Raw genomic sequence first — 20,896 nt, forward strand, 5'->3', positions numbered from 1 at the left:
TCCGGCAGTGCATGAGGAAAAGACAATGCGTCAACGATTGCTGAACGGCGTATTGGTGGGCGCGCTTGCAGCCTTGTTCTGCCTGCTGGCCGCAACCGCCTATACCGAGGTCAAGCAAGGACGAGGCCGAAGCCAGCTGCGCCTCCGAAAACCACACCCTCAATCAGCAAGCGACCAGGTGCGAAATCTGCGTTGCAACGACGTGCCACACCGGCGCGATGAGCGTGAGCAATTGCGGCAAAGGGGCGGCCTGCGCCATCGAAGCAAGGTGGTCAATCGGCCCCGAAATCGAAGCGGATCGAAAGCCGGTCTGCGGGCCGGAATGCACATGCAGCCGTAGAAATCGTCTAAGCTACACGCCGCGCACAAACCGTTGCAGCGCAAGAGTTTCAGGCGTGAATCCCATCGAACCTCGCCCGCGCGGCCTTGACCCGCTCGGTGTTCTTGCGCGCCCATTCGCCGAGCGCTCCGACCGGCACAAGAAGCTCGTAGCCAAGATCGGTCAGCTCATAGTCGACGCGCGGCGGAATGGTCGGAAACACGGTGCGGGTGACGAAACCGTCGCGCTCAAGCCCACGCAATGTGGTGGTCAGCATCTTCTGCGAAATGCCGCCGACGGCGCTGCGCAATTCGTTGAAGCGCAGCGGCCCGTCACCGAGCTTGCCGACGACGAGCACGGTCCATTTGTCGCCGACGCGCTGCAGGATTTCCGAGATGGCGCGGCAGTCCTCGGTGCGGTGCGGGTGCCTTGGTAACAAAAAGGTGCCTCCTTGCGCCTCGTGAGTGCAGTCACTCATATAGCTCAGGTATCTAAACGATACCAGAAATTTGCCTGAAGGAGAGCCCCTCTATGTCCAAACCCAAAATCGCCATTGTCGTCGGTTCGACCCGCGCCGCACGATTTGCCGACGTTCCGACCCAGTGGATCGCCAAGATCGCCAAGTCGCATGCCGACATCGACGTGGAGGTGGTCGACCTGCGCGACTTCCCGCTGCCGTTTTTCGACGAGGTCGCATCGTCCGCCTGGGCGCCGTCGCAGAATGAAGTGGCAAAGCGCTGGCAGAAGAAGGTCGCCGAGTTCGATGGCTTCATCTTCACCGCCGCCGAATACAACCATGGCCCGACCGCCGTGCTGAAGAACGCGATCGACTACGCCGCCAATGAATGGAATAAGAAGCCGGCCGGCTTCGTCGGCTATGGCAGCGTCGGCGGCGCGCGGGCCGTCGAGCAGCTGAGGCTGCATGCGGTTGAGGTGCAGATGGCGCCGGTCAAGTCCGCCGTCCATATTGCCTGGGCCGATTTCCTCGCCGTCAGGCAAGGTGAAAAGAAGCTCGACGAGCTTGAGCACCTGAACCAGGCGGCGACCGCGCTGGTCAACGACGTTGCATGGTGGGCCAAAGTGCTGAAGGCGGCGCGTCAGGCTGACGCGGTGGCCGAGGAAGTCAAGGCGGCCTGAACCGCAGACCAGAACAATCCTCCCAAGGATTCCGGGGCGGCGCTTGCGTCGCCCCTTTTTGATTAGGCTAAGGCTGGCTGCCGCGGCTGCCGAGGCCTGATGATGCAATCGGCAAGGCGGTCCATTTCGTTCAGCTCACCCGCATGGTGCTGGCCCCACTCGCAGAGCGCCAAAAGGATAGGCTCGAGGCTAAGGCCGAGTCGCGTCGCCGAATATTCGACGCGCGAGGGAATTTCGGCAAAGATCTCGCGTCTGACAAGACCGTGTTCCTCCATTTCACGAAGCTGCTGGATCAGCACTTTCTGGGTGATATCGGGAACCAGCGTCTTCAGCACCGAAAGCCTTCGGGGGCCGTCGAAGAGATGGTAGAGAATAACAGCCTTCCATCGGCCCGAGATCACTTTCAGGGCGCGTTCCGCCGGCAGCAGAGGCAATCTCTTGGTTTGCAGCCTTTTGGCCAGCTTGGCCATGGTCACCTCCTGGTCAGCAGGGGACAAATGAGTGTGTAGTCGCGATCAGGCAGATAGTGGCAAACAGCAGCCGATGCCATAGCGATGGGTGAATGCCATGAGGGCCATTCAACTGAACCGTTTCGGCGGTCCCGACGTCTTCGACGTCGTCGAAATGCCGAAGCCGCTGCCGGAGGCCGGCGAGGTGCTGATCCGTGTTCGCGCGGCCGGCGTGAATTTCTTCGAAGTGCTGATGCGCGGGGATCGCTACGCGGTGACGCCGGACTTGCCTGTCATTCTCGGCGTCGAGGCTGCCGGGACCGTGGAGGCGCTTGGTCAAGGGGTGGACATCTCGCTGACCGGAACACGCGTCGCGGCGCCGCTGTTCGCTTCGAAGCGCCCGTTTGGCGGCTATGCCGACTATGTCACGATCGACGCAAAGCTGGCCGTGCCTTTGCCCGACGCGCTCTCGTTCGAAGACGCGACGGCGTTGATGGTGCAGGGGCTGACGGCTTTTCATCTGCTGCGGCAAAGCCCGCCAGCCGGCAAATCGGTGCTGGTCACTGCAGCCGCGGGCGGTGTCGGCTCGTTGCTTGTCCAGCTCGCCAAACGCCAGGGCGCCAGCACCGTGATCGCGGTCGCCGGCAGCAGGGCCAAGCTCGATCTTGCCCTGTCGCTTGGAGCCGATGCCGCGGTCGACTACAGCAGGTCGGATTGGCCCGCGCGTGTCCGGGAAGCGGCAGGCGGCGCCGGCGTCGATGTCGTCTACGACATTGTCGGCGGCCCGATGACGGCGGCGTCGCTGCAAGCTCTCGCGACTTGCGGAGAGTTGGTCTTTGCGGCGCTGGGCAGATACGCGATCTGCGCTGCGGAACTGGAAGCGATGATCACCCGAAACCAGTCCTTGCGAGGTTTTGCCCTGCTTCCGCTGCTCTCTGCCGATGGCCTCAGCGCCGGCCTGTCGGAGCTTTTCCACCTGGCCGCCAGCGGCCAGTTTGCCGTGACGCAGGGCGGCCGCTATCCGCTCGACCAGGCAGCCGAAGCACATCGCTCGCTGGAGGAGCGTCGCTCGACCGGCAAGGTCGTGCTGATACCTTAGAGCAATTCTAGGAAAAGTGTGAACGGTTTTCCGTCCGGAATTGCGCAAAAACAAAGAGATAGAGCGGTTCGGCGTTTCCGTGAAACGATGAACCGCTCTAGTATCGTGGTCGACGATTAACTGCGCACAGGCCAATCGTGGAACCTGTCCGCTTTGCGCCTGATGTCGGCCGTTGAGGTGATTTTAGCTGTTGCCCGATAGCGGACGTTGCCGGTGACCACCTTGGACATCGTTGTTGCGCCATAACGCGACCTTCAGGGCGCTCCTTCAAAGCTGCCCTTCGCGCATTGGTCGGAGTCACCCAAAGCGGAGTTGCGGAGGGCTACGCCCTCAGTCTTTTCACAGTCTGGACGACGCTGTCCAGAAGCAGCTGGCTTCGGTCAGCCACGGGTTTTCAAGCGACGAAGATGGTCCCACTTTGAACTCCCTTCACTCAACTGCTTATAGGTCACAGCCGCCCGGACATAGCGCCTGTTTTCCGATGCTGTGTGTCCGGGCAGCAACGTTTGCCGTGTTCGGCGATCTGCTGCAACGGAGTATTTGACAGTTCGATGAATGAACCGTCATAAAGCCGTACGAAGAGGGGGCGCGCTTCAGAACTGCGATGCGGGGGCCGGTAAGTTTTTCGCTGTTGTTGACGGCGCTCGTCGGCATCCAGCCGGCGGCGGCCGATGTCGTGCCGCGCAACCAGCCGGCGGCCGGGTCGGTCATTGCCCGCAAATCGGGCGAGGAAGTGCGCTTCCTAGAATTCGCCTCTTGGCAGGTGGTCGATCTCAGGCAGGACGTCGTCCCCGGCGACTATCTGCGCACCAACGCCACCGGCAGCCTAGCAGTGCTGTTTGCCGACCGCACCCAGATGCGGCTTGGCCGCAATACGACGCTCCTGGTCAAAAAGATCGGCGCGGCGTCCGACACCGAGTTCAAGCTGGAGAGCGGCACCATCTGGGCGCGAGCAGAGCGCGGCGGCGAAGGGCTGACCATCGACACGCCCGCCGCCGCCGCCGCCATCCGCGGCACCGACTGGACGATGACCGTCGACGGCAACGGCCGCACCTCGCTGATCGTGCTGGAAGGCACGGTAGAACTCGCCAACGAATTCGGCTCGGTCAGCGTCGCCGAAGGCGAAGCCGCGGCGGCCACCATCGGCTCGGCGCCGACGAAGGTCGTCATCGTCGATTCGGACGACCGCGAGCAGATGCTGTTCTACTACTCCTTGCGCGACGCTTTCACCGTCCTGCCAGCATCGGCATTGTCGAGCCTGGACATGCGCAAGGCGCGCGCCAGGATAAAGGCGATGGAGCCGTCGTCCCGATCCGCCGAGGACTGGGTGACATTGGCCGAGGTTAATCTTGACTTTGAAGGGCGGGAAGCGGCGCGCGACGCGGCCAGGCAGGCGCGACAATTCCCGCTGACGCGCGCTCAGGAAGCCCGGCTCGATCTGATCCACGCGTTGATCGCCGGCGCCGAACAGCGCTATGCCGAGGCGGCGCATCTGTTCGAACGCGCGGCGCCGCATCTCGATCCCAGCCGGCGTGTCATGGCGCGCTATGGCGGCTACTATGCGCGCTCGCTGGCTGACCCCAGCCATATCGAAGCTCCGCCGGTTAATGCGGATGCCGGCGTCGCCGCGGCCATCGCCGAGGCTCTGACGGCCGGATTTCTGGTCGACCTCAAAGCTGCAATTGCCGTTCTCGAAAGAGCCGAACGGCGCTATCCCGGTGATCCGACGCTGCCCGCCCTCAGGGCACAAATTGCGTTCCTGCTCGACGACCGCGAACAGGTGGAAGCTGCAATCGATCGCGCTTTGTCGCTCGACCCGGATAATATGATCGCGCTCCAAGCACGCGCCGGTTATCGGGCCGGAATCAAGGGCGATCTTGAAGGCGCGCTTGCCGACCTCGAGCGCGCGGTGGAGCTGGCGCCCGGCTCGGCGAGTTGGAACGCTCTCGGCCTCGTTCAGAGCGCGCGCGGCGCCACTCGCGAGGCGGAGGCGGCGCTGAAGCGCGCTATCGAACTCGACCCGAAAGATCCTGTCCCCCACGCCAACCTCGCCATCATCTATCTCGAGCAGGACCGCACGGCCGAAGCGAAGGCCGAAATCGACACGGCGCTCGCAGTCGATCCGGCGTTCGACATCGGGCTGGTTGCGCGCGGCCGCTACTATCTGCAGACCGGCGAACTGGACAAAGCGCGTGACGACCTGCTCGCCGGCACGACCGCCAATCCGGCCTATTCCAATGGATTGCTGCTGCTTGCCGTCGCCTATTACGAAGCCGGCGAGCTGGAACCCGCCGAACAGGCTATCGAAAACGCCGACCGCCTTGATCCGAACGATCCGGTGATTTCATCCTTCCGCACGGCGGTTGCAATCGACGAGTACGAAGCCGACAAGGCGATCGCCAGCGCACAGGAAGCGCTGAAGCGCACCAGAGCGCGCGGCGGCGACTATGCCGCCCTCAGCGCCAATCGCGACACCGGCTCGACGTTGAACGACGCGTTCCGGCTACTCAATCTCAACGCCTGGGGCCGCTACTACGGCGACGCGGTTTTCGATCCCTTCACCGGCTCCGGCTATGTCGACCAGGCGCTTGCCGGTAGCTTAAATCCCTTCGTCAACAATCTGCGTTTCGGCGACGTGCCGACGGAACCGGGCCCTAATGCAACCAGCTTCTCATCTTTTTTCCAAGGCTTGATGCTCGACCCGCAAATGCTGGCCGGCCGCCAGAGGAGCGCCAACATCCTCCGGCGACCTTTCATCGAAACCACCGTCGGCGGGGGTTTTGTCGCCGATGACGGCGATCTGGGTTGGAACAGCGAAATCGAAACCCAAGGGTATCAAGCAGCTCCCTTTCCCTGGAGCTTCTACGGCAGGATCAACGGTTTGGAGACCGACACGCGTCGCGGCGATGATCCAGCGACCGGCCAGTTCGATCTCGATGACCGGTCGATCACCGGCACAGGCTACATGGCCATGAAGCCGACGCCGAATGACCGGGTGGTGGCGTATATCGATGTCAAGGACTTCGAGTTCGACCTAAGCACAGTGCTGGACCCTACCGTTCTGCCGCTGGGAGGAACGTATGCCGACTCCGGCGACACCCGAACCGGCAACGCCGGGGTCGCCTGGAGCCATACATTTGGTTACCAGAACGTTGCCAGCGCGGCGCTGTTTGCGACCGACATTACGGATCGAAGCAATAGAACCCGCTTGGAGGAAATCGGCTTCGGGGAAACAGGATTCATTCTGGAGAGTGAGACCAGCCAGCAATCCTATCTCGCCGCATTCAATCACATCTACGGAACCGGTGACTTGACTCTCCGATACGGAGGTGAGGGCGGACTCTTGGAAGTCTCAAAAGACGAAACGTTTTCTTTCGTGTTTCCGTTTATCCCGGACACAATCATATCCGAATCCACTACGGCAGTCGATGTCGCCATTGGGCGCGTCTATTTCGACGCCGTCTACGAGTTCAACCCCAATCTCAAAGTGGAGGGAGCCCTATTCGGCACTTATCTCGACGGTGGCACGATTGATGAACAACGCCTGGAGCCTCGCCTCGGTGTCGCCTGGACGCCTTTCGAAGGCCATTACCTACGCGCCGGGTTCCTGCGCGAAGGCTCGTTCATAACGTCGGCGACCTTGGCGCCGGTCGGAATACTCGGCCTGCAATCCAATCAGAATTCTCTAGCTGTCGACGGCTTTTCGGACACGTTTGCCGCGCGCTGGGACGCCGAGTGGAACAGCCGCCTTTTTACGGCCGTCGATTACCAGCATCAGGAATTCGAGAAACTTTCGATCGGCGTTCCGGCTTCCGCCACCACAATCGATCTCAGCGAGGGCCGGCTCGACCGGATCAGCGCCACGGCCAACGTCTGGATCGGCAACGGCTTCGGCGCGTTCGCGACCTTTGCCTACGCCGATTCAGAGAACGAAGATCCGACAAGTCCAGGCTTCGGCGGCCCGCTGCCCTTTGTCCCCGAAACGTCCGCGCGGTTTGGCCTGACCTGGGTTCACCCGTCCAACATCAAGGTCACGCTGGCCGAAACCTATGTCGGCTCACGCACCGGCGATGCGGCGGGGACTGAGCTCGAATCCTACTGGTCGACGGATGCCTTCCTGACCTGGGAACCTTTCGACAAACGATTTGAACTCGAAATTGCCGCGTACAATCTGTTCGACGAGGATTTTCAGGTCGCATCGTTCACCCCCGGCTGGGGCCGCAGCATCGTCGGTTCGCTGAAGGTCCGGTTCTGATGTTTGCAGGTGGGCCGTGGTGGAAGGGCCTTGGCGCTTCCGCGCCCGGAACCCCCTCCCGCCGCAACGGCATTCTTGCGATCGCGGTCCTCGCCGTGCTACTGGTTGCTGGTCTGTCCCTGCTCACGCCATGGAAGCTCGTCGAGGCGCGCGCTTTCGATTATCTCTCGACCATTTCGCCGCCGCCCCCGCCCGATGACGGGCCGGTCATTGTCGCCATCGACGAGCCCTCGCTTGCCGAGATCGGCCCGCAATGGCCATGGCCGCGCGATCTTCACGGGCGGCTCGTCGAGGCTCTGCGCCGCGCTGGAGCGAAAGCCGTCGGGCTCGACATCATCTTTGCCGAGCCGTCGACGCCGGCCGCGGACGAAGCGTTGGTCAAGAGCCTTGGCCCGGACGTGGTTCTGGCCGGCGACGAGACATTCATCGAGACCGAGCAGGCCGCCCAGCATGTCCGGGTCGAGCCGCTGGCCATTTTCACCGCGACGGGCGCCGCAACCGGCATCGCCTCAATCGCGCCCGACGGCGACGGCATCCTGCGGCGCGTGCCGGGCTATGGCGACGGCTTTGCGGCAGAGCTTCTGAACGCCGCCGGCCGGCCGGCCACTGTACCGCGAAACGCGCTGCTGCAGGCCTTCGGCCCGTCTCGCACATATCCGACCGTCTCCTACTATCAGGCGCTCGATCCCGACAGTTTCCTGCCGGAGAATTTTTTCCGCGGCCGCATCGTCATGGTCGGGCTCAGCCTGCAGAACGCGCCGACGCTGTCGCAAGGCGGCGCCGACGTCCACGCCTCGCCGTTCACCATCCGCACCGGCAGGCTCGTTTCCGGCGTCGAGATCCAGGCGACGGTCTTCGACAATCTGGCGCATCAGCTGTTCATCGCGCGCCCCCTGGCATGGGCGGCAATTCTCTCGATCCTGCTTGGCGCGGGCATTGGCGTTCTTGCCGTCTGGAAGTCGACCGGATGGAAGACCTTGGCCGGCGCTGTGGTTGCCGTGCTGGCGCTCCTCGCCGGCAGCTATATGGCGCTGCGCTACGGCCGTGTCTTCGTCGCGCCGCTGGCGCCAGCGCTTGCCTTTACTCTTGTCGCAAGCGCGCAGGCGGCGCGCGATTTCGCGGCGGAGCGGAAGCTTAGGCGCGGCATAACGCGCGCCTTCTCGCAATATCTGTCGCCGGCCCTGGTGGAACGCCTGGCGCGCGACCCGACGCAGCTTCGCCTTGGCGGCGAGGTCCGCACGCTGACCATTCTCTTTTGCGACATTCGCGGCTTCACCACCATCGCGGAGGCGATGAAGGGCGATCCCGAGCGGCTGACAACGCTGATCAACCGGCTGCTGACGCCGCTTTCCGACGTCGTGATGGCGCATGGCGGCACCATCGACAAATATATCGGCGACTGCCTGATGGCATTCTGGAACGCGCCGCTGGACGATCCAGACCACGCCATCCATGCGGTGGAGGCCAGCCTCGAAATGCTCGCCGCGCTAGATCGGCTGAACGCGCAATTGCAGGCGGAGGCCGAAACGCGCGGCGAAACGCCGATTGCGCTGCGCATCGGCATCGGCGTCAACACCGGGCAATGCGTCGTCGGCAATGTCGGATCGGAGCAGCGCTTCGACTATTCGGCGCTCGGCGACGCTGTCAATCTGGCATCGCGGCTGGAGGGCGCCTCGAAGGATCTCGGCGTTCCGCTGGTGATCGGCCGGGCGACCGCCGAACTGGTGTCAGACAGGATTCCGCTGACCCCGCTGCGCGAGATCACCGTAAAGGGGCGCGGCGAGTCTACCATGGTCTATGCCCCCGCGGCGGTAAGCGCACCGGTTTCGACAGCCGCAAGTTAGGCGGTTGTCCGTTCGCGTTCGAACAGGATTGTCGGCGACCCCTTGTAGCTCGTTCTGGTTATCTCGCGATAACGGCATTTCAGGGCGACGTTTACGGAGCCGGTATTGTCCGGATCGAAGATGCACGCAACGAACTGTTCGAGGATGATGCCGGCGAACTGCAACTTCGGTTCTACTGCTACATCGGCCTGCGCGGCGACCAGGGCTACAAGGCCGCCCTCCTCTCGACGCTGAAACTCAACCGCGAGTTGCTGGCGGACGGTTCGCTGTAAAACGGGTTGAGCGACCGGTGGCCTGTCTCATTTCCAGCAGGCAGGCCCGCCCTCCTTACATGAAGAGCGCCTATCGCGATCGTGACGACATTCGCGACGACGCGTCAGGATATTTGCGCCAGCGCCTCCTGGATGAACGGCAGCTATCCCTGAGCCGCATCCGAAACCTGACCGTCTGGAAACGGCCCCAGAGCTGCCACGGCGCTTATGCCATGATGGCCAAAGCGTCCGCGAAGAAGCTTTCGCCGCCGAAATTTCCCGATTTAAGAGCCAACACCATGTCGCCGTGACGACCTCCAATACTGTGCAACACGGGCACGCCCGCAACGATTTCCTGCCCGAGGCCAAATGCGGGAATGGCAAGCCGGTCGACCACCGCGCCGGATGTCTCTCCGCCCGCGACGATAAGGCGGCGCACGCCCCGTTCCACCAGGCCTTCGGCAATCGCCGCAAGGGACTGCTCAATGACTTGGCCGACCGCATCGCGTCCGTAGCGAGTTTGCAGCCTAGATACATCATCCGGATTCGAGCTGCTGGCGATGATGACGGGAGTTCGGGCCATCCGCTCGGCCGCCCAATCGAGGGCAAGCTTTGCCTCCTCTCGCGTGTTCATAAGCTTTTCCGGATCGAGCCGCAGGACGGGCATTGTCTGCTCGGCTTTGGCGATCTGTTGCAAAGTCGCCTGTGAACAGCTTCCTGCAAGAACAGCTGCTGGTCCCGCGACCTGCTTGCCATAAACAGCAGTCCGCTCGTGGTGACGTACGGTGCCCGCCGCGATCAGGCCGCGGGCAAGACCCAATCCCAAACCCGAGGCTCCGATCGACAACCGCTGACGAAGCGCAGCCGCGCCAATTGCTTCGAGGTCGCTCTCGAACACAGCATCGGTGATGGCCGCTCCGTTCCCATCGGAGGCCAGCTGTGCCAGCCGCTCGACGATCGCCTCCGCGCCACGCGCAACGATTGCGAGATCGACGAGTCCAACGGCCGCAGCACTCTGCCGAGCCAGAACGCGGACCAGGTTGGCATCGTGCATGGGGTTGAGCGGATGATCCTTAAGCGGGCTTTCGTTGAGCGGCGCCGCACCGACGAACAGATTGCCCTGATAGACGGTGCGACCGGTCTGCGGAAAGGCCGGCGTCACCAGCACCGTTGCTTCACAGGTATCGGCGCGCAGGGAATCGAGCACCGGGCCGATATTGCCCTTGTCAGTCGAATCGAAGGTGGAACAGATCTTGTACATGACATGATCGGCGCCGCGCTCGCGCAGCCAGCGATCAGAGGCACGGGCACGTTCGACCGCCTCAGATGCGGCGATCGACCGGATCTTCAGCGAAACGACGATCGCATCGACTTCGGGCAAAGCCAGGTCGTCCGTGGGAATTCCGATGGTCTGGATCGTACGCAGACCCTCTTTGGCCAGCGTGTTCGCCAGGTCCGAGGCACCGGTGTAATCGTCCGCGATGCAGCCGAGCGAGAGCGTCATGGTAGAACTCCACGCTTGGCACCGGAAATTGGGCGCTGGCGCTCGCCGGTATAGGGAGCGAGCCAGCTGAGCCCGTCGAGCGTCTTGCTCCTCGGCCGGTATTCGCAGCCGACAAAGCCGGCATATCCTAGCCGGTCCAGCTCGTCGAAAATGAAGTGATCATCGAGTTCCCCTGTCGCCGGTTCATGCCGCGAAGGCACGCTGGCGATCTGGATGTGACCAATGAGCGGCATCAGCCGGCGAAGCGCCATGGTGACGTCACCATGCATGATCTGGCGATGGTAGATGTCGAATTGCAGCTTGAGATTGGGTAGCGCCAGGTCGCGGACGAGAGCTTCTGCGAAGCCGAAGTCGTTGAGGAAGTAACCCGGCATGTCACGGCCGTTGATCGGCTCGATCAAGAGATCGATGCCTCGGTCGGCAAGTTTCCCGGCCGTCCAGACGATGGCCTTCCGGTAGGCCTCGACAGCTTCCTTGTCGTCGCGAGAGGCAGTCCCCGACATGAGATGGAGGCGCTTGACGCCGGTCGCCTCTGCGTAGGAGAGCGCTGTTTCAACGCCGACCTGAAGCTCGTCGAACCGTTCTGCCAGGGAGGCCAGTCCACGCTCACCGGCAGCCCAGTTACCGGGCGGCAGGTTGAACAGGACCTGGCTAAGACCGTTCTTTGCGAGGCGTTCCGCGATCGCATCGGGTCTATGCTCGTAAGGGAAAAGGAACTCGACCGCTTCAAAGCCGGCATCGGCGGCGGCAGCGAACCGGTCGAGGAACGGCCATTCGTTGAACATCATGGTGAGATTGGCGGCGAAGCGTGGCATGGCTGGGTCCGGTCCTGGTCAGGTTTGCGGTTCGCCGGGCAAGTCGGTGCCCGTGATCCTTGCGTAGAGGCGGGCGACCGAGGCATCGTCATCGCGCCCCATCCCGGCCGCCGAGGTCATCAGGAACATCTGCAGCGCTGCGGCCGAGACCGGCACGGGGAACTTGGCGCTGCGCGCCATATCCTGGATGATACCGAGATCCTTGACGAAAATGTCGACGGCGCTGCGTGGGGCATAGTCGCCGTCGAGCACGTGCGGAATCCGGTTCTCGAACATCCATGAATTGCCGGCCGAGGCAGTGATGACCTCGTAGACCTTGCGAATATCGAGCCCTTGCCGTGCGGCAAAGGCGATGGCTTCGCTCGCTGCCGCGATATGCACACCGGCGAGCAACTGGTTTATCATCTTGAATGCCGCGCCGACGCCCGGTTCATCTCCAAGTTCATAAAGCTTGGTTGCCATCGCGTCGAGTGCGGGCCGCGCCCTGGCAAAGGCGGCGGCGCTGCCGGAGGCCAGAATGGTGAGGGCGCCTTCCGCCGCGCGGACCGACCCGCCACTGATTGGCGCGTCGAGATAGAGCCGTCCGGTGGTTTCCAGCCGAGCGGCCAGATTGCGTGCAACGTCAGGATCCACGGTGGCTGAGGAGACGAACACCGCGCCATCTGGCAGGGTTTCGGCCACTCCATCCGCACCAAAGAGGATCGCTTCGGTCTGCGCCGCGTTGACGACGACAGAAACCACGACGTCCGCGGCCTGGGCGGCCTGGGCGGGAGTTTGTGCCCCCCGCCCGCCGTTGGCGACAAGGCGCGCCACCATCTGCTCGTTGACGTCGAAGCCCGTCACCTCGAACCCGGCGCGGCGAAGCGATGCCGCCATCCCAAATCCCATCGAACCGAGGCCAATAACCGCGACCCGTAGTGCGGCTGCAGCTGGGATATCCTTCTGCTTGTCGTTGGTGGTCATAATGGAAACTCCCTGCATGAGGCCGTTCGGCTAGCGGTTTACCAGTTTGGGTGGGACCGTCAGAACCAGGATCGCGCCGACCACTAGAATTGCGGCCAGCGCGTACATGCCGACCTGGGTCGTTCCTGTCAGATCCTTGAGATAGCCAACGAGATAGGGGCTGACGAAGCCGGCGAGATTTCCGACCGAATTGATGAGCGCAATACCAGCCGCAGCACCAGTTCCGCCGAGGAACGCTGTGGGCAGTGACCAGAACAGCGGCGCACAAGTGATCGCACCCGCTGCGGCCAGCGACAGAAAGGCAATCGCGATGGTGGGATCGGGCGAGGTAGCTGCAACCACAAAGCCGACTGCTCCAAAGAGAGCGGGAACCACCAAGTGCCAGCGGCGCTCGCGATATCTGTCGGCGCTGCGCCCAAAAAAGTTCATGGCGATCACAGCGCAGATAAACGGGATTGCGCTGATCAGTCCGATGTTGAGGTTGCCGGCGACGCCCGTCGCCTTGACCAGCGTGGGCATCCAGAACGTCAATCCGTACTGGCCCATTACGAAGCAGAAATAGATCAGACACATCAGCCAGATCCGGGGATCGCGGAAAATGCCGGCGACGGAGTGTGAGCGTTCCTTGCCGTGCTCTTCCTGGGCGATCTCTCGCTCGATCGCCTGCTTCTCCGCTTCGCTCAGCCACTTGGCGTGACGGATGCCGTTGTCAAGGAAGAAAAAGACTGCGATGCCGAGCAGGATTGCTGGAACCGCTTCGATCAGGAACATCCACTGCCAGCCAGCAAGGCCGTTGCTGCCATGGAACGAATCCATGATCCAGCCAGAAAGCGGATTACCGAAAATCCCCGAGATGGGGATCGCGGACATGAATATCGCGATGATCTTGGCGCGCCGATGCGAGGGATACCAGTAGGTGAGGAAGAGGATGATGCCGGGGTAGAAACCAGCCTCGGCGACACCGAGCAGGAAGCGCAGCAGGTAGAACATCGGGGCAGATGCAGTGAACATGAAACCGGCCGAAATCAGGCCCCAGGTGATCATTATGCGGGCGATCCAGACGCGTGCCCCTACTTTGTGCAGGATGACGTTGCTCGGGATCTCGAACAGGAAATAGCCGATGAAGAAGATGCCGGCGCCAAGGCCGTAGACGGTTTCACTGAAGGCAAGATCGGTCGACATCTGCAGCTTGGCAAAGCCCACGTTGACGCGATCGAGATACGCAACGACATAACACAGCATCAGGAACGGTACGATGCGCCAGAAGACTTTTCTGTAGGCAATCCTTTTGATGTCGTTTTCTGCTCCGGCCTCAGCCGGAAGGGTCGGGGTGAGTATCGTCATCTGTTTCCTCCCATAACGTAGGGGTGGTCCCTCAGGGTCTCACGCCCCCGGCTGAATTTTGGCAGCGCTTGCATACAGCGATAGCATGGGAATGGCAGCGCTGCCAAACGAAAAGTGGCAGCGCTGCCAATTTCTGTTGAGTGCGGCGCCTGAATGTGACAAAAGAAGCGTCAGGAATTGGAGTCGTACCGACGCATCGAGCTGAGAAACTGGAATGCAGAGCGAAGCAGAAGAAGGTACGCAAACCGGCGCGACGATAACCCTCACCGACGTTGCGCGCGCGGCTGGCGTCGGTGAAAGCACCGCCTCGCGCGTGTTGCGCGGGCATGGTTCCTTCTCGACCAAGACACGCGAGAGTGTACTCACTGCCGCGCGGAGCCTCGGCTATGTGCCAAACCGGATTGCGGGAACCTTGGCCTCCATGGGGTCCAAGCTCGTCGGTGTCGTCATTCCTTCGCTAAGCAACATCGTCTTTCCGGATGTGCTGCGCGGCGCCAATACGGTACTGGTCGGCGCCGGCTTCCAACCTGTCGTCGCGGTGACCGACTACGATCCGGAGCGAGAGGAGAGCGTCATCGAGTCACTCCTCAGCTGGCGTCCAGCCGGGATTATGGTAGCGGGGCTCGAGCACACCGAGCGCACCGAAGTCATGCTGCGGAACGCCCGCATCAGAGTGGCCGAATTGCTTGATACCGATGGCGAGGGGATCGACATTGTGGTGGGCTTTTCCAACCGCAAGGCAGGCCGGGCAAGCGCTCAGCATTTGATGTCGCGCGGCTATCGCTGCATCGGCTATGTTGGCCACGACCTCAGCTTGGACCTTCGCGCAGCCAAGCGTTTCGCATCGTTTCGCGCGGCCCTGGGCGAAGCCGGGCTGAGCGTCATTGGAGAAGAAATCATTCCTGCCGCGTCCTCCATCGAAGCCGGTCGCGACGGGCTGGCTCGATTGCTGGAGCGTTGTCCCGATCTGGATGCGGTTTACTTCTCCAACGACGACATGGCGATCGGCGGCTATTTCCACTGTCTCGCCCACGGCATCACGATACCGGACCGGCTGGCGATCTTTGGCTACAACGGTCTCGATGTGGCCAGAAGTGCGCCGCAGCCACTTTCGACCATCCTGACGCCGCGAGTGACCGTCGGTGAGATTGGAGCACGGCTCGTCTGCTCCGATGGGCCATCCGCAGTGGTCGATATCGGGTTCGAGCTGATTGAAGGGGCGACGACGTGACTGAAACCAAGCTGAGGGACGACATCTGCCGCTTCGGACGTTCGTTGTTCGAGCGCGGGCTGACGCCGGGATCGTCAGGCAATATCAGCGTGCGGCTCGATGATGGCGGCTGGCTGGTTACACCCACGAATGCCTCGCTAGGATTCCTGGATCCTGCCCGAATTTCCCGCCTCGATGCGCAAGGCCGGCTGACGTCTGGCGATGCGCCGACCAAGGAAATTCCATTGCATACTGCGCTCTATCAGACGAGGGCAGAGGCGCGCGCCATCGTGCACCTGCACTCGACCCACGCAGTCGCCCTTTCCATGCTGCCGGAAATAGATCCCAAGGCGGTGCTGCCGCCGATGACGCCCTACTACCTGATGCGCGCCGGACAAACCGCGCTGGTGTCCTATCATCGCCCAGGCGACCCGGCGGTTGTCGCTGCGATCAAGGGCCTCGCCGGGCGCTACTCCTCAGTGCTGCTGGCAAACCACGGTCCCGTGGTCGCGGGCGAAACGCTCGAGGCCGCCGTATTCGCTACCGAGGAGCTGGAAGAAACCGCAAAGCTTTATCTGCTGTTGCGCGGCCTCAATCCCCGCTACCTATCGCCGGAACAGGTCGCCGATTTGGTGCGGGTTTTCGGGATATCCTTGCCGGAGCAAGACGGGCACCACCATTAGGGCACCCTAACCGGAACAGGCTCATTCCTGCTTGCGAACAGGCCCATACATCGTGTTGATTGTTAGCGCACGATTTCGCGATGGCCGCCGGGCAGGCGCGTGGCGATGAGCTTGTCGATGCGGCGGCCGTCGAGGTCGACGACCTCGAAGCGCCAGCCCTGCGCATCCACGCATTCGCCGGTCGTCGGCAGATGGTGCAGGTGCGACAGCACGTAACCGGCGACAGTCTCGTAGTCGCGGTTCTCGGGCAGGTCGATGCCGAGAACGTCCGCCATCTCGTCGGCCTGCATGTAGCCGGCGAGCAGCCATGAGCCGTCCTCGCGCTTGACGGCGTTTTCCTCGTCGCCGGCGTCGAGGTCCGCCCGGAAGACGCCGGTGATGGCTTCCAGTATGTCCGCCGGGGTGACTATGCCTTCGAAATGGCCGTATTCGTCATGGACCAGCGCCATCGGCACGTTGGATTCCTTGAGTGTCGAAAGGACATCCAGCGCGTCGGCCTGGTCATGGACGATGGGAGCGGTGCGCACGTGCCGGCGCGGGTCGAGTGCGCGACCGCCAAGCATCGCGGCCAGCACGTCGCGGGTCTGGACGACGCCGATCATGGCGTCGACACTGCCATCGCCGGCTGGCAGGCGCGAATGCTGGGTCTCCATCAAGAGCTTGCGGGTCGCCACGTCATCGGACTGCAGGTTGATCCAGTCGACCTCGGTGCGCGGCGTCATCACCGCGCGGACGGCGCGGTCGCCGAGCCGCATAACGCCGGCGATCATGCGCCGCTCGTCGGATTCGATGGTGCCGTGATGCTCGGCCTCGGCGACCAGCATCTTGATCTCCTCGTCGGTGACCTTCTCCTCGCTTTCACCGCGTTGGCCAAGCAGCCAGAGCATAGCGCGGCCGGAAATGTCGAGCAGGAAGACCAGCGGCGCCGAGACGGTGGCAAGGATGGTCATCGCCGGAGCAACCCTGGCGGCGACGCGTTCGGGATCGCGCAGCGCGATCTGCTTGGGCACCAGTTCGCCGATGATGAGCGAGAAGTAGGTGATGAGGGCGACGACGATGCCGACGCCGATCGGGTCGGCAAGGCTTTCGCGGATGCCGGTCGATGCCAGGAACACGGACAGCCGCTCACCGAGCGTGGCGCCGGAAAAGGCGCCTGACAAAACACCGACCAGGGTGATGCCGATCTGCACGGACGACAGGAATTTGCCTGGATTGGAGCCGAGCGCCAAGGCGCGTCCGGCACCCGTCACGTTGCGGTCGATCATCGCCATGAGGCGGGCAGGCCGTGACGAGACGATGGCAAGCTCGGACATTGCCAGAAGGCCGTTCACGCAGATGAGGACGACCACGATAGCGATTTCAGCGTAAAGCATGAGGGGTCAATAGCATTGCGGTGAGGTCTTCGAAAATAGATGGACGTCATTTTTCATGCGGCGGGTGCAACCATCTCACACGGCATCCCATGGTGGCGACGAAAAATGCTCGATCAGGGCGACGATGAGCCGGAGGCCAGCGGCTCGTCTTGCGCCTACGGCAACTGCAGCAGCACGCCTACTACCGCCTTGCCGTCGGTGAAATAGGGATCACCGCCGCCATTGCGCCCGGTCTTTGTCACACCGATGCCTGATATCTCGCTGGTCGAGATCAGCATGCCTGCGGCAGAAAGGTCGCGGATCAGGAAGTCGCGCTCGGCGTCGATGTCGGGACCGATATGGTGGGTGATCGCGCCGGTGTCGTGGCTGAGGCCGACGCCGCGATCGAAGCTTGCCGCACCCAGCCAGAGCGGCCGGCCATCGTCTCCGGTCGCATCTGTCTGCCAGAAGCGGACGTGATGACGCCGGTCGGCACTGTCGCCGACCGGCTTCTCGAAGGCGAGATCCTGTGCACGGCCTTCAAATAACAACCGGCTGACCGGCGCGTCGGGATAGGGCCGATCGAACAGCACGCTTTCGCCGATCTCGATCGCGGTCTTCAGCGTGAGGGCGTCGGCCGTGTCCCATCCGGCGACGGCGAAGGCGTGGACCAGCTCTTTTTTGGTACCGACGAGGCCGACATTGATCGGATCGCCCGCAATGCCCTGCGGCGTGTGCGTCACCATCTCGAAGCGCTGCGTTCGGAAGTTGCGGTCCCGCAGGGTCCAGAATTCCGGTGCGGCGAAATAGGCGAGCACGAGATAGCCGGCACAGAACGCCACCAGCCAGATCGTTGCGCGTCGTCGAAGGCTTCGTCGGCTCACGAGATACCACCCAGGCGATACGGCATCACCTTATGTGGCGTCATTCTACGCGGCGGCGCAGAACTTGGGCAGTGGGCATCGCTTGGGCTCAGCGGCAGGCGCGGTAGCCGTTCTTGCGGTTCTTGATGTCGAAATGGAAATGGTTGCGGTGATCGTAATTGTAGCCGGGGCCGAGCACAGTGGTGAAGTACTCACAACCGTCGGCGCGCACAGTGTTGAGGAAGCCGCGCGTGCGGAAGGCGAATAGGCCGGGCTTGCGCACGTCGATATCTTTGCCATTGCCGAGCTCGATGCTCATGACGTCGAGGGCGTTGCCCTTGCCGTGCTCCGACAGCACGCCTTCGCCGGCGATCCTGCGGCAGGAATAGCTCGAGCCCTGGCGAATGGTCTTGACGCCGGAGAAATAACGCCAGCGGGCGGAGGGCACGAGTTCATTCCTGGTCCAGCCGGCGAAGGTGGCGGCCATGTCGCAGGTCAGTGTCGCGGCCGGCTTCATCCCGATGCTGCCGATAGCCGAGACCTTGACTGGATAGTCGATGCCGCACTGGCCTTCGCGGATCGGCGCAAGGTCGGTGTAGACGACGCCCAGGCGCTTCAATTGCTTGCGGCAGTCGACCTCGCTGGCCGGCATCTGTTCGGTTGGCGCCATCGGCTCGTCCATGCGCGGATAGGCGGCGGTCATGTATGGGTTGGAGGGGACGAGGCGCTGCATGCCCGCGTAGTTCGGAACGGCTGATGTCTGGCTTCCGACATCGACGGCCGGTTCCAGCGAAAGTACGCTGCCGGTGGTGCATGCCGAGATCGCTGCGATGGCAAGCGCGCCGGGAATCATGCGCGCGCGTCTGGTTTGCCGCACGGCGACAAGCGCGGCGCGAAATATCCCGGCCATCGACAAGATCCCTGTCCCCGAGCCTGGTCCCGATCAGGCTCTGTCTCGTTGTTTGATCATGATCTTTGTCCGAAAACCGGATCCCACTTTTCGGGCTCATGATCAGATGAGACAGAGCTTAACCGCCAAGAGTAAAGGAAAAATCAGCGGCCGCGTTTACGGCTGCGGCCAAATTGCGGCGCGCATGTCGGTCGTCACTGGCAGAAGGTGCCGCCGTTGCGGCGCGGTGCAAGATCGAGATGGAGATGCTGCGAATGATCCGTATCGCTGCCCGGGCCGAGCACGGTCTTGAACGGTCCGCAGGCTGCCTTGCGCACCGCGTTCAGGAATTTCGCGTCCTTTTCCGGCGGCACTGGGCCGACGTCGATCCTTCTCCCGTTCGACAAGGTGAAGCTCGCGATATCGAGCGCATTGCCGAAAGCGTGCTCGGACAGTTTCCCTCCGCCGTGGCGCGGCCGGCAGACATAGGCGGATGCCTGGCCGACCGACTTGAGATTGGCGCCGAGTTCGGCCTTGGCCGCCGGCTGGATGGTATTGGCAGCGAAGCGCGCGGCGGCCTCGGCCATCTGGCAGTTCAGCTCGGTTTCGGGGTGGATATCCAATGACTTGCCCAGCGTCTTCAGCGCGATCGGATAAGGGATAGAGCAGCCGACCGCCGCATCGTGCTCGGCCTTGCGTTCCTCGAAGTCGACACCCATCGACTTCAGCCGCCTCCGGCAAGCAAGTTCCTCGTCCGGCATATTTTCCTGCGGCACAGAGGCCGAGCGCGGGTCGGGAGGGATTTCTTTCTCCTGCGCTTGCGCCGGCTTCTCCGGTGGCTTCGTGGTGGCGGCCGGTGGTTCGGCCTCGGCGGGCTTTTCGCTCGGCGTTGGAGCGATTGCCGGCGGCTCCGGCCGGGCTTTCTTATGCTGGTCCGACGTCTGCTGGTCCATTTTGTCGGTCGCAGGTTGATCAGGCTTTGGCCCATCCGCAGGGCGCGGTTCGGGGATCGGCACGTCGGCAGGCGCGGCTTCTTGCGCTGGTTGCGGCTGATTGAGCTCCGGGACAGGCACGGCTTCAGGCAATTCCGGAGCTTGGGCCAGGGCCGATCCTGCGGACAGCATCGCCGCCGCCAAAGGTAGCGCCAATCTGTTCAATCCGGCCAATCTGATCAATGTGGCCAATCTGATCAATGTGGCCAATCTGATCAATGTGGGAGGGGTCAGCGCCGCCATTCGCCGTTAACGGTGAGCGAATGCGGAAGTTGCCTGAACGAGGGTTTTGGCCGATCACGAACGGTAACCGCGGTGTTACGCACCGATCGCTTCCAGCCCTTCCTCCAGCCAGTCGGCCAAGAGCGGCATGCCGAGCAGATATTTCGCCGTGCGCTTGTTGGCGCGCTCGCGCGCGGCCGCCAGCGCGTCGGCCCATTCCGAAGCGTCATAGTCGCCGCGTCCAACCCAGGCCAGGGCGACCAGTTCGGCCGCCTCGTCGACATTGAGGTCGTTGATCAGTTCGCGCAATTCTTCTTCGGTGAGGTTTTCGGAACTTTCCTCGACGAGACCGTCATGATGATGATTGTCATGCGCCTCGCCGTCGAGTTCGACCTCGTGCTCGGCGCCATCGGCATAGTCTTCGTTGACGGCGGCGCTCAGCGCCTTCGCCTTGAGGATGAACAGGCGCACGGTGTCGGGACCGATCGAAAGCTCCCATTCCTTTTCAAGGCGCCGCTGCACTGGCTTTCTCCGCATACTCCGTTGCCGTTTGCTGGATGATAGCGAATTTGCAGCGCTCGTCACGTCATGTTCGGCACTTCTATTTTCCGACTGGCGCGGACCGTTCAAAAAGCTTTCAATGGCCATGACTTTTTTCCGGGATGAAACGGCTTTTGCCCGGCGTTAGTCTTGCATTGTCATTCT

General features: G+C 62.6%; 20 protein-coding genes and 1 pseudogene. 9 read left to right on the plus strand and 12 right to left on the minus strand.

Going from position 1 to position 20,896, the window contains the following annotated elements; all coding sequences use genetic code 11:
* Window positions 1-25: 25 nt before the first annotated feature.
* A complete protein-coding gene (locus ACWTU8_RS01340) occupies window positions 26-340 on the plus strand; it encodes a hypothetical protein (RefSeq protein ID WP_455846732.1) in 315 nt (104 codons plus the stop codon).
* A 49-nt stretch (window positions 341-389) separates the two neighbouring features.
* On the opposite strand, the gene ACWTU8_RS01345 is transcribed toward ACWTU8_RS01340, so the two are convergent.
* Complete coding sequence (locus ACWTU8_RS01345) at window positions 390-758, minus strand: winged helix-turn-helix transcriptional regulator (RefSeq protein WP_029350030.1); 369 nt, start codon at window positions 756-758, stop codon at window positions 390-392.
* 92 nt (window positions 759-850) lie between these two features.
* On the opposite strand from ACWTU8_RS01345, the gene ACWTU8_RS01350 reads away from it, so the two are divergent.
* Complete coding sequence (locus ACWTU8_RS01350) at window positions 851-1,456, plus strand: NADPH-dependent FMN reductase (RefSeq protein ID WP_455846733.1); 606 nt, start codon at window positions 851-853, stop codon at window positions 1,454-1,456.
* A gap of 62 nt (window positions 1,457-1,518) precedes the next feature.
* Here the strand turns inward: ACWTU8_RS01350 and ACWTU8_RS01355 are convergent, their stop codons facing one another.
* Window positions 1,519-1,926 carry a winged helix-turn-helix transcriptional regulator gene (locus tag ACWTU8_RS01355; protein WP_128344374.1) on the minus strand — a complete coding sequence of 136 codons (408 nt, stop codon included), beginning with the start codon at window positions 1,924-1,926 and terminating at the stop codon, window positions 1,519-1,521.
* Window positions 1,927-2,023: 97 nt separating this feature from the next.
* Between ACWTU8_RS01355 and ACWTU8_RS01360 the strand changes: the two genes are divergently transcribed.
* The 3 genes from ACWTU8_RS01360 to ACWTU8_RS01370 all read left to right on the plus strand — a co-directional run bounded on the left by ACWTU8_RS01360 (window position 2,024) and on the right by ACWTU8_RS01370 (window position 9,103).
* Entirely contained in the window at window positions 2,024-3,004 is a 981-nt protein-coding gene (locus ACWTU8_RS01360) for a quinone oxidoreductase family protein (protein WP_455846734.1), read from the plus strand.
* A 604-nt stretch (window positions 3,005-3,608) separates the two neighbouring features.
* Window positions 3,609-7,259, plus strand: coding sequence for a tetratricopeptide repeat protein (locus ACWTU8_RS01365; protein ID WP_455846735.1), 3,651 nt, complete (start codon window positions 3,609-3,611; stop codon window positions 7,257-7,259).
* Window positions 7,259-9,103: a CHASE2 domain-containing protein gene (locus tag ACWTU8_RS01370; protein WP_455846736.1), complete on the plus strand. Its 1,845-nt coding sequence runs from the start codon at window positions 7,259-7,261 to the stop codon at window positions 9,101-9,103. The genes ACWTU8_RS01365 and ACWTU8_RS01370 overlap by 1 nt, the downstream gene beginning before the upstream one ends.
* On the opposite strand, the gene ACWTU8_RS01375 is transcribed toward ACWTU8_RS01370, so the two are convergent.
* Window positions 9,100-9,267, minus strand: a complete 168-nt coding sequence (locus ACWTU8_RS01375) for a hypothetical protein (RefSeq protein ID WP_287095009.1) — start codon at window positions 9,265-9,267, stop codon at window positions 9,100-9,102. The two genes, ACWTU8_RS01370 and ACWTU8_RS01375, sit on opposite strands and share 4 nt — an antisense overlap.
* On the opposite strand from ACWTU8_RS01375, the pseudogene ACWTU8_RS01380 reads away from it, so the two are divergent.
* Window positions 9,232-9,375: pseudogene (locus tag ACWTU8_RS01380) on the plus strand (DUF1857 domain-containing protein); the annotation flags it as partial. The gene ACWTU8_RS01375 and the pseudogene ACWTU8_RS01380 sit on opposite strands and share 36 nt — an antisense overlap.
* A gap of 205 nt (window positions 9,376-9,580) precedes the next feature.
* On the opposite strand, the gene otnK reads toward ACWTU8_RS01380, so the two are convergent.
* The 4 genes from otnK to ACWTU8_RS01400 are packed head-to-tail and all read right to left on the minus strand — an operon-like array spanning window position 9,581 to window position 13,980.
* Complete coding sequence (gene otnK, locus ACWTU8_RS01385) at window positions 9,581-10,858, minus strand: 3-oxo-tetronate kinase (RefSeq protein WP_455846737.1); 1,278 nt, start codon at window positions 10,856-10,858, stop codon at window positions 9,581-9,583.
* Entirely contained in the window at window positions 10,855-11,673 is an 819-nt protein-coding gene (gene otnI, locus ACWTU8_RS01390; protein WP_455846738.1) for a 2-oxo-tetronate isomerase, read from the minus strand. The genes otnK and otnI overlap by 4 nt, the downstream gene beginning before the upstream one ends.
* Before the next feature lie 18 nt (window positions 11,674-11,691).
* Window positions 11,692-12,636, minus strand: coding sequence for an L-threonate dehydrogenase (gene ltnD / locus ACWTU8_RS01395; RefSeq protein WP_455846739.1), 945 nt, complete (start codon window positions 12,634-12,636; stop codon window positions 11,692-11,694).
* 30 nt (window positions 12,637-12,666) lie between these two features.
* A complete protein-coding gene (locus tag ACWTU8_RS01400) occupies window positions 12,667-13,980 on the minus strand; it encodes an MFS transporter (RefSeq protein ID WP_455846740.1) in 1,314 nt (437 codons plus the stop codon).
* A 214-nt stretch (window positions 13,981-14,194) separates the two neighbouring features.
* Here ACWTU8_RS01400 and ACWTU8_RS01405 point away from each other — a divergent pair, with 214 nt between their 5' ends.
* The gene (locus ACWTU8_RS01405; protein WP_455846741.1) at window positions 14,195-15,211 is read left to right on the plus strand and encodes a LacI family DNA-binding transcriptional regulator; all 1,017 of its coding nucleotides are present in this window, start codon (window positions 14,195-14,197) and stop codon (window positions 15,209-15,211) included.
* Window positions 15,208-15,873 carry a 3-oxo-tetronate 4-phosphate decarboxylase gene (otnC, locus tag ACWTU8_RS01410; RefSeq protein ID WP_455846742.1) on the plus strand — a complete coding sequence of 222 codons (666 nt, stop codon included), beginning with the start codon at window positions 15,208-15,210 and terminating at the stop codon, window positions 15,871-15,873. Before ACWTU8_RS01405 ends, otnC begins: the two co-directional genes overlap by 4 nt.
* A gap of 62 nt (window positions 15,874-15,935) precedes the next feature.
* On the opposite strand, the gene ACWTU8_RS01415 is transcribed toward otnC, so the two are convergent.
* From ACWTU8_RS01415 to ACWTU8_RS01430, 4 genes are all read right to left on the minus strand, one after another.
* On the minus strand, window positions 15,936-17,246 hold the full coding sequence (locus ACWTU8_RS01415) for a hemolysin family protein (RefSeq protein WP_029350053.1): 1,311 nt from the start codon (window positions 17,244-17,246) through the stop codon (window positions 15,936-15,938).
* A gap of 155 nt (window positions 17,247-17,401) precedes the next feature.
* Window positions 17,402-18,109 (minus strand): LssY C-terminal domain-containing protein, encoded by a 708-nt coding sequence (locus tag ACWTU8_RS01420; protein ID WP_455846743.1) that lies wholly within the window; start codon window positions 18,107-18,109, stop codon window positions 17,402-17,404.
* A gap of 88 nt (window positions 18,110-18,197) precedes the next feature.
* Window positions 18,198-18,998 carry an extensin-like domain-containing protein gene (locus tag ACWTU8_RS01425; protein WP_455846744.1) on the minus strand — a complete coding sequence of 267 codons (801 nt, stop codon included), beginning with the start codon at window positions 18,996-18,998 and terminating at the stop codon, window positions 18,198-18,200.
* Between the two features lie 194 nt (window positions 18,999-19,192).
* Window positions 19,193-20,101 carry an extensin family protein gene (locus tag ACWTU8_RS01430; RefSeq protein WP_455846745.1) on the minus strand — a complete coding sequence of 303 codons (909 nt, stop codon included), beginning with the start codon at window positions 20,099-20,101 and terminating at the stop codon, window positions 19,193-19,195.
* Here ACWTU8_RS01430 and ACWTU8_RS01435 point away from each other — a divergent pair.
* Window positions 20,031-20,222, plus strand: coding sequence for a hypothetical protein (locus ACWTU8_RS01435; RefSeq protein WP_455848449.1), 192 nt, complete (start codon window positions 20,031-20,033; stop codon window positions 20,220-20,222). The genes ACWTU8_RS01430 and ACWTU8_RS01435 overlap by 71 nt on opposite strands.
* Before the next feature lie 65 nt (window positions 20,223-20,287).
* Here the strand turns inward: ACWTU8_RS01435 and ACWTU8_RS01440 are convergent, their stop codons facing one another.
* Entirely contained in the window at window positions 20,288-20,713 is a 426-nt protein-coding gene (locus ACWTU8_RS01440; protein ID WP_029350061.1) for a DUF3775 domain-containing protein, read from the minus strand.
* Window positions 20,714-20,896: the final 183 nt, after the last annotated feature.

Source organism: Mesorhizobium sp. BHbdii (assembly GCF_053848045.1).

Bases quoted from the DNA above. Each gene is read 5' to 3' on its own strand.
- ACWTU8_RS01340 (WP_455846732.1), top strand. From the start codon at position 26: ATGCGTCAACGATTGCTGAACGGCGTATTGGTGGGCGCGCTTGCAGCC.
- ACWTU8_RS01350 (WP_455846733.1), top strand. From the start codon at position 851: ATGTCCAAACCCAAAATCGCCATTGTCGTCGGTTCGACCCGCGCCGCA.
- ACWTU8_RS01355 (WP_128344374.1), bottom strand. From the start codon at position 1,926: ATGGCCAAGCTGGCCAAAAGGCTGCAAACCAAGAGATTGCCTCTGCTG.
- ACWTU8_RS01360 (WP_455846734.1), top strand. From the start codon at position 2,024: ATGAGGGCCATTCAACTGAACCGTTTCGGCGGTCCCGACGTCTTCGAC.
- ACWTU8_RS01365 (WP_455846735.1), top strand. From the start codon at position 3,609: ATGCGGGGGCCGGTAAGTTTTTCGCTGTTGTTGACGGCGCTCGTCGGC.
- ACWTU8_RS01370 (WP_455846736.1), top strand. From the start codon at position 7,259: ATGTTTGCAGGTGGGCCGTGGTGGAAGGGCCTTGGCGCTTCCGCGCCC.
- otnK (WP_455846737.1), bottom strand. From the start codon at position 10,858: ATGACGCTCTCGCTCGGCTGCATCGCGGACGATTACACCGGTGCCTCG.
- otnI (WP_455846738.1), bottom strand. From the start codon at position 11,673: ATGCCACGCTTCGCCGCCAATCTCACCATGATGTTCAACGAATGGCCG.
- ltnD (WP_455846739.1), bottom strand. From the start codon at position 12,636: ATGACCACCAACGACAAGCAGAAGGATATCCCAGCTGCAGCCGCACTA.
- ACWTU8_RS01400 (WP_455846740.1), bottom strand. From the start codon at position 13,980: ATGACGATACTCACCCCGACCCTTCCGGCTGAGGCCGGAGCAGAAAAC.
- ACWTU8_RS01405 (WP_455846741.1), top strand. From the start codon at position 14,195: ATGCAGAGCGAAGCAGAAGAAGGTACGCAAACCGGCGCGACGATAACC.
- ACWTU8_RS01415 (WP_029350053.1), bottom strand. From the start codon at position 17,246: ATGCTTTACGCTGAAATCGCTATCGTGGTCGTCCTCATCTGCGTGAAC.
- ACWTU8_RS01425 (WP_455846744.1), bottom strand. From the start codon at position 18,998: ATGGCCGGGATATTTCGCGCCGCGCTTGTCGCCGTGCGGCAAACCAGA.
- ACWTU8_RS01430 (WP_455846745.1), bottom strand. From the start codon at position 20,101: ATGCTGTCCGCAGGATCGGCCCTGGCCCAAGCTCCGGAATTGCCTGAA.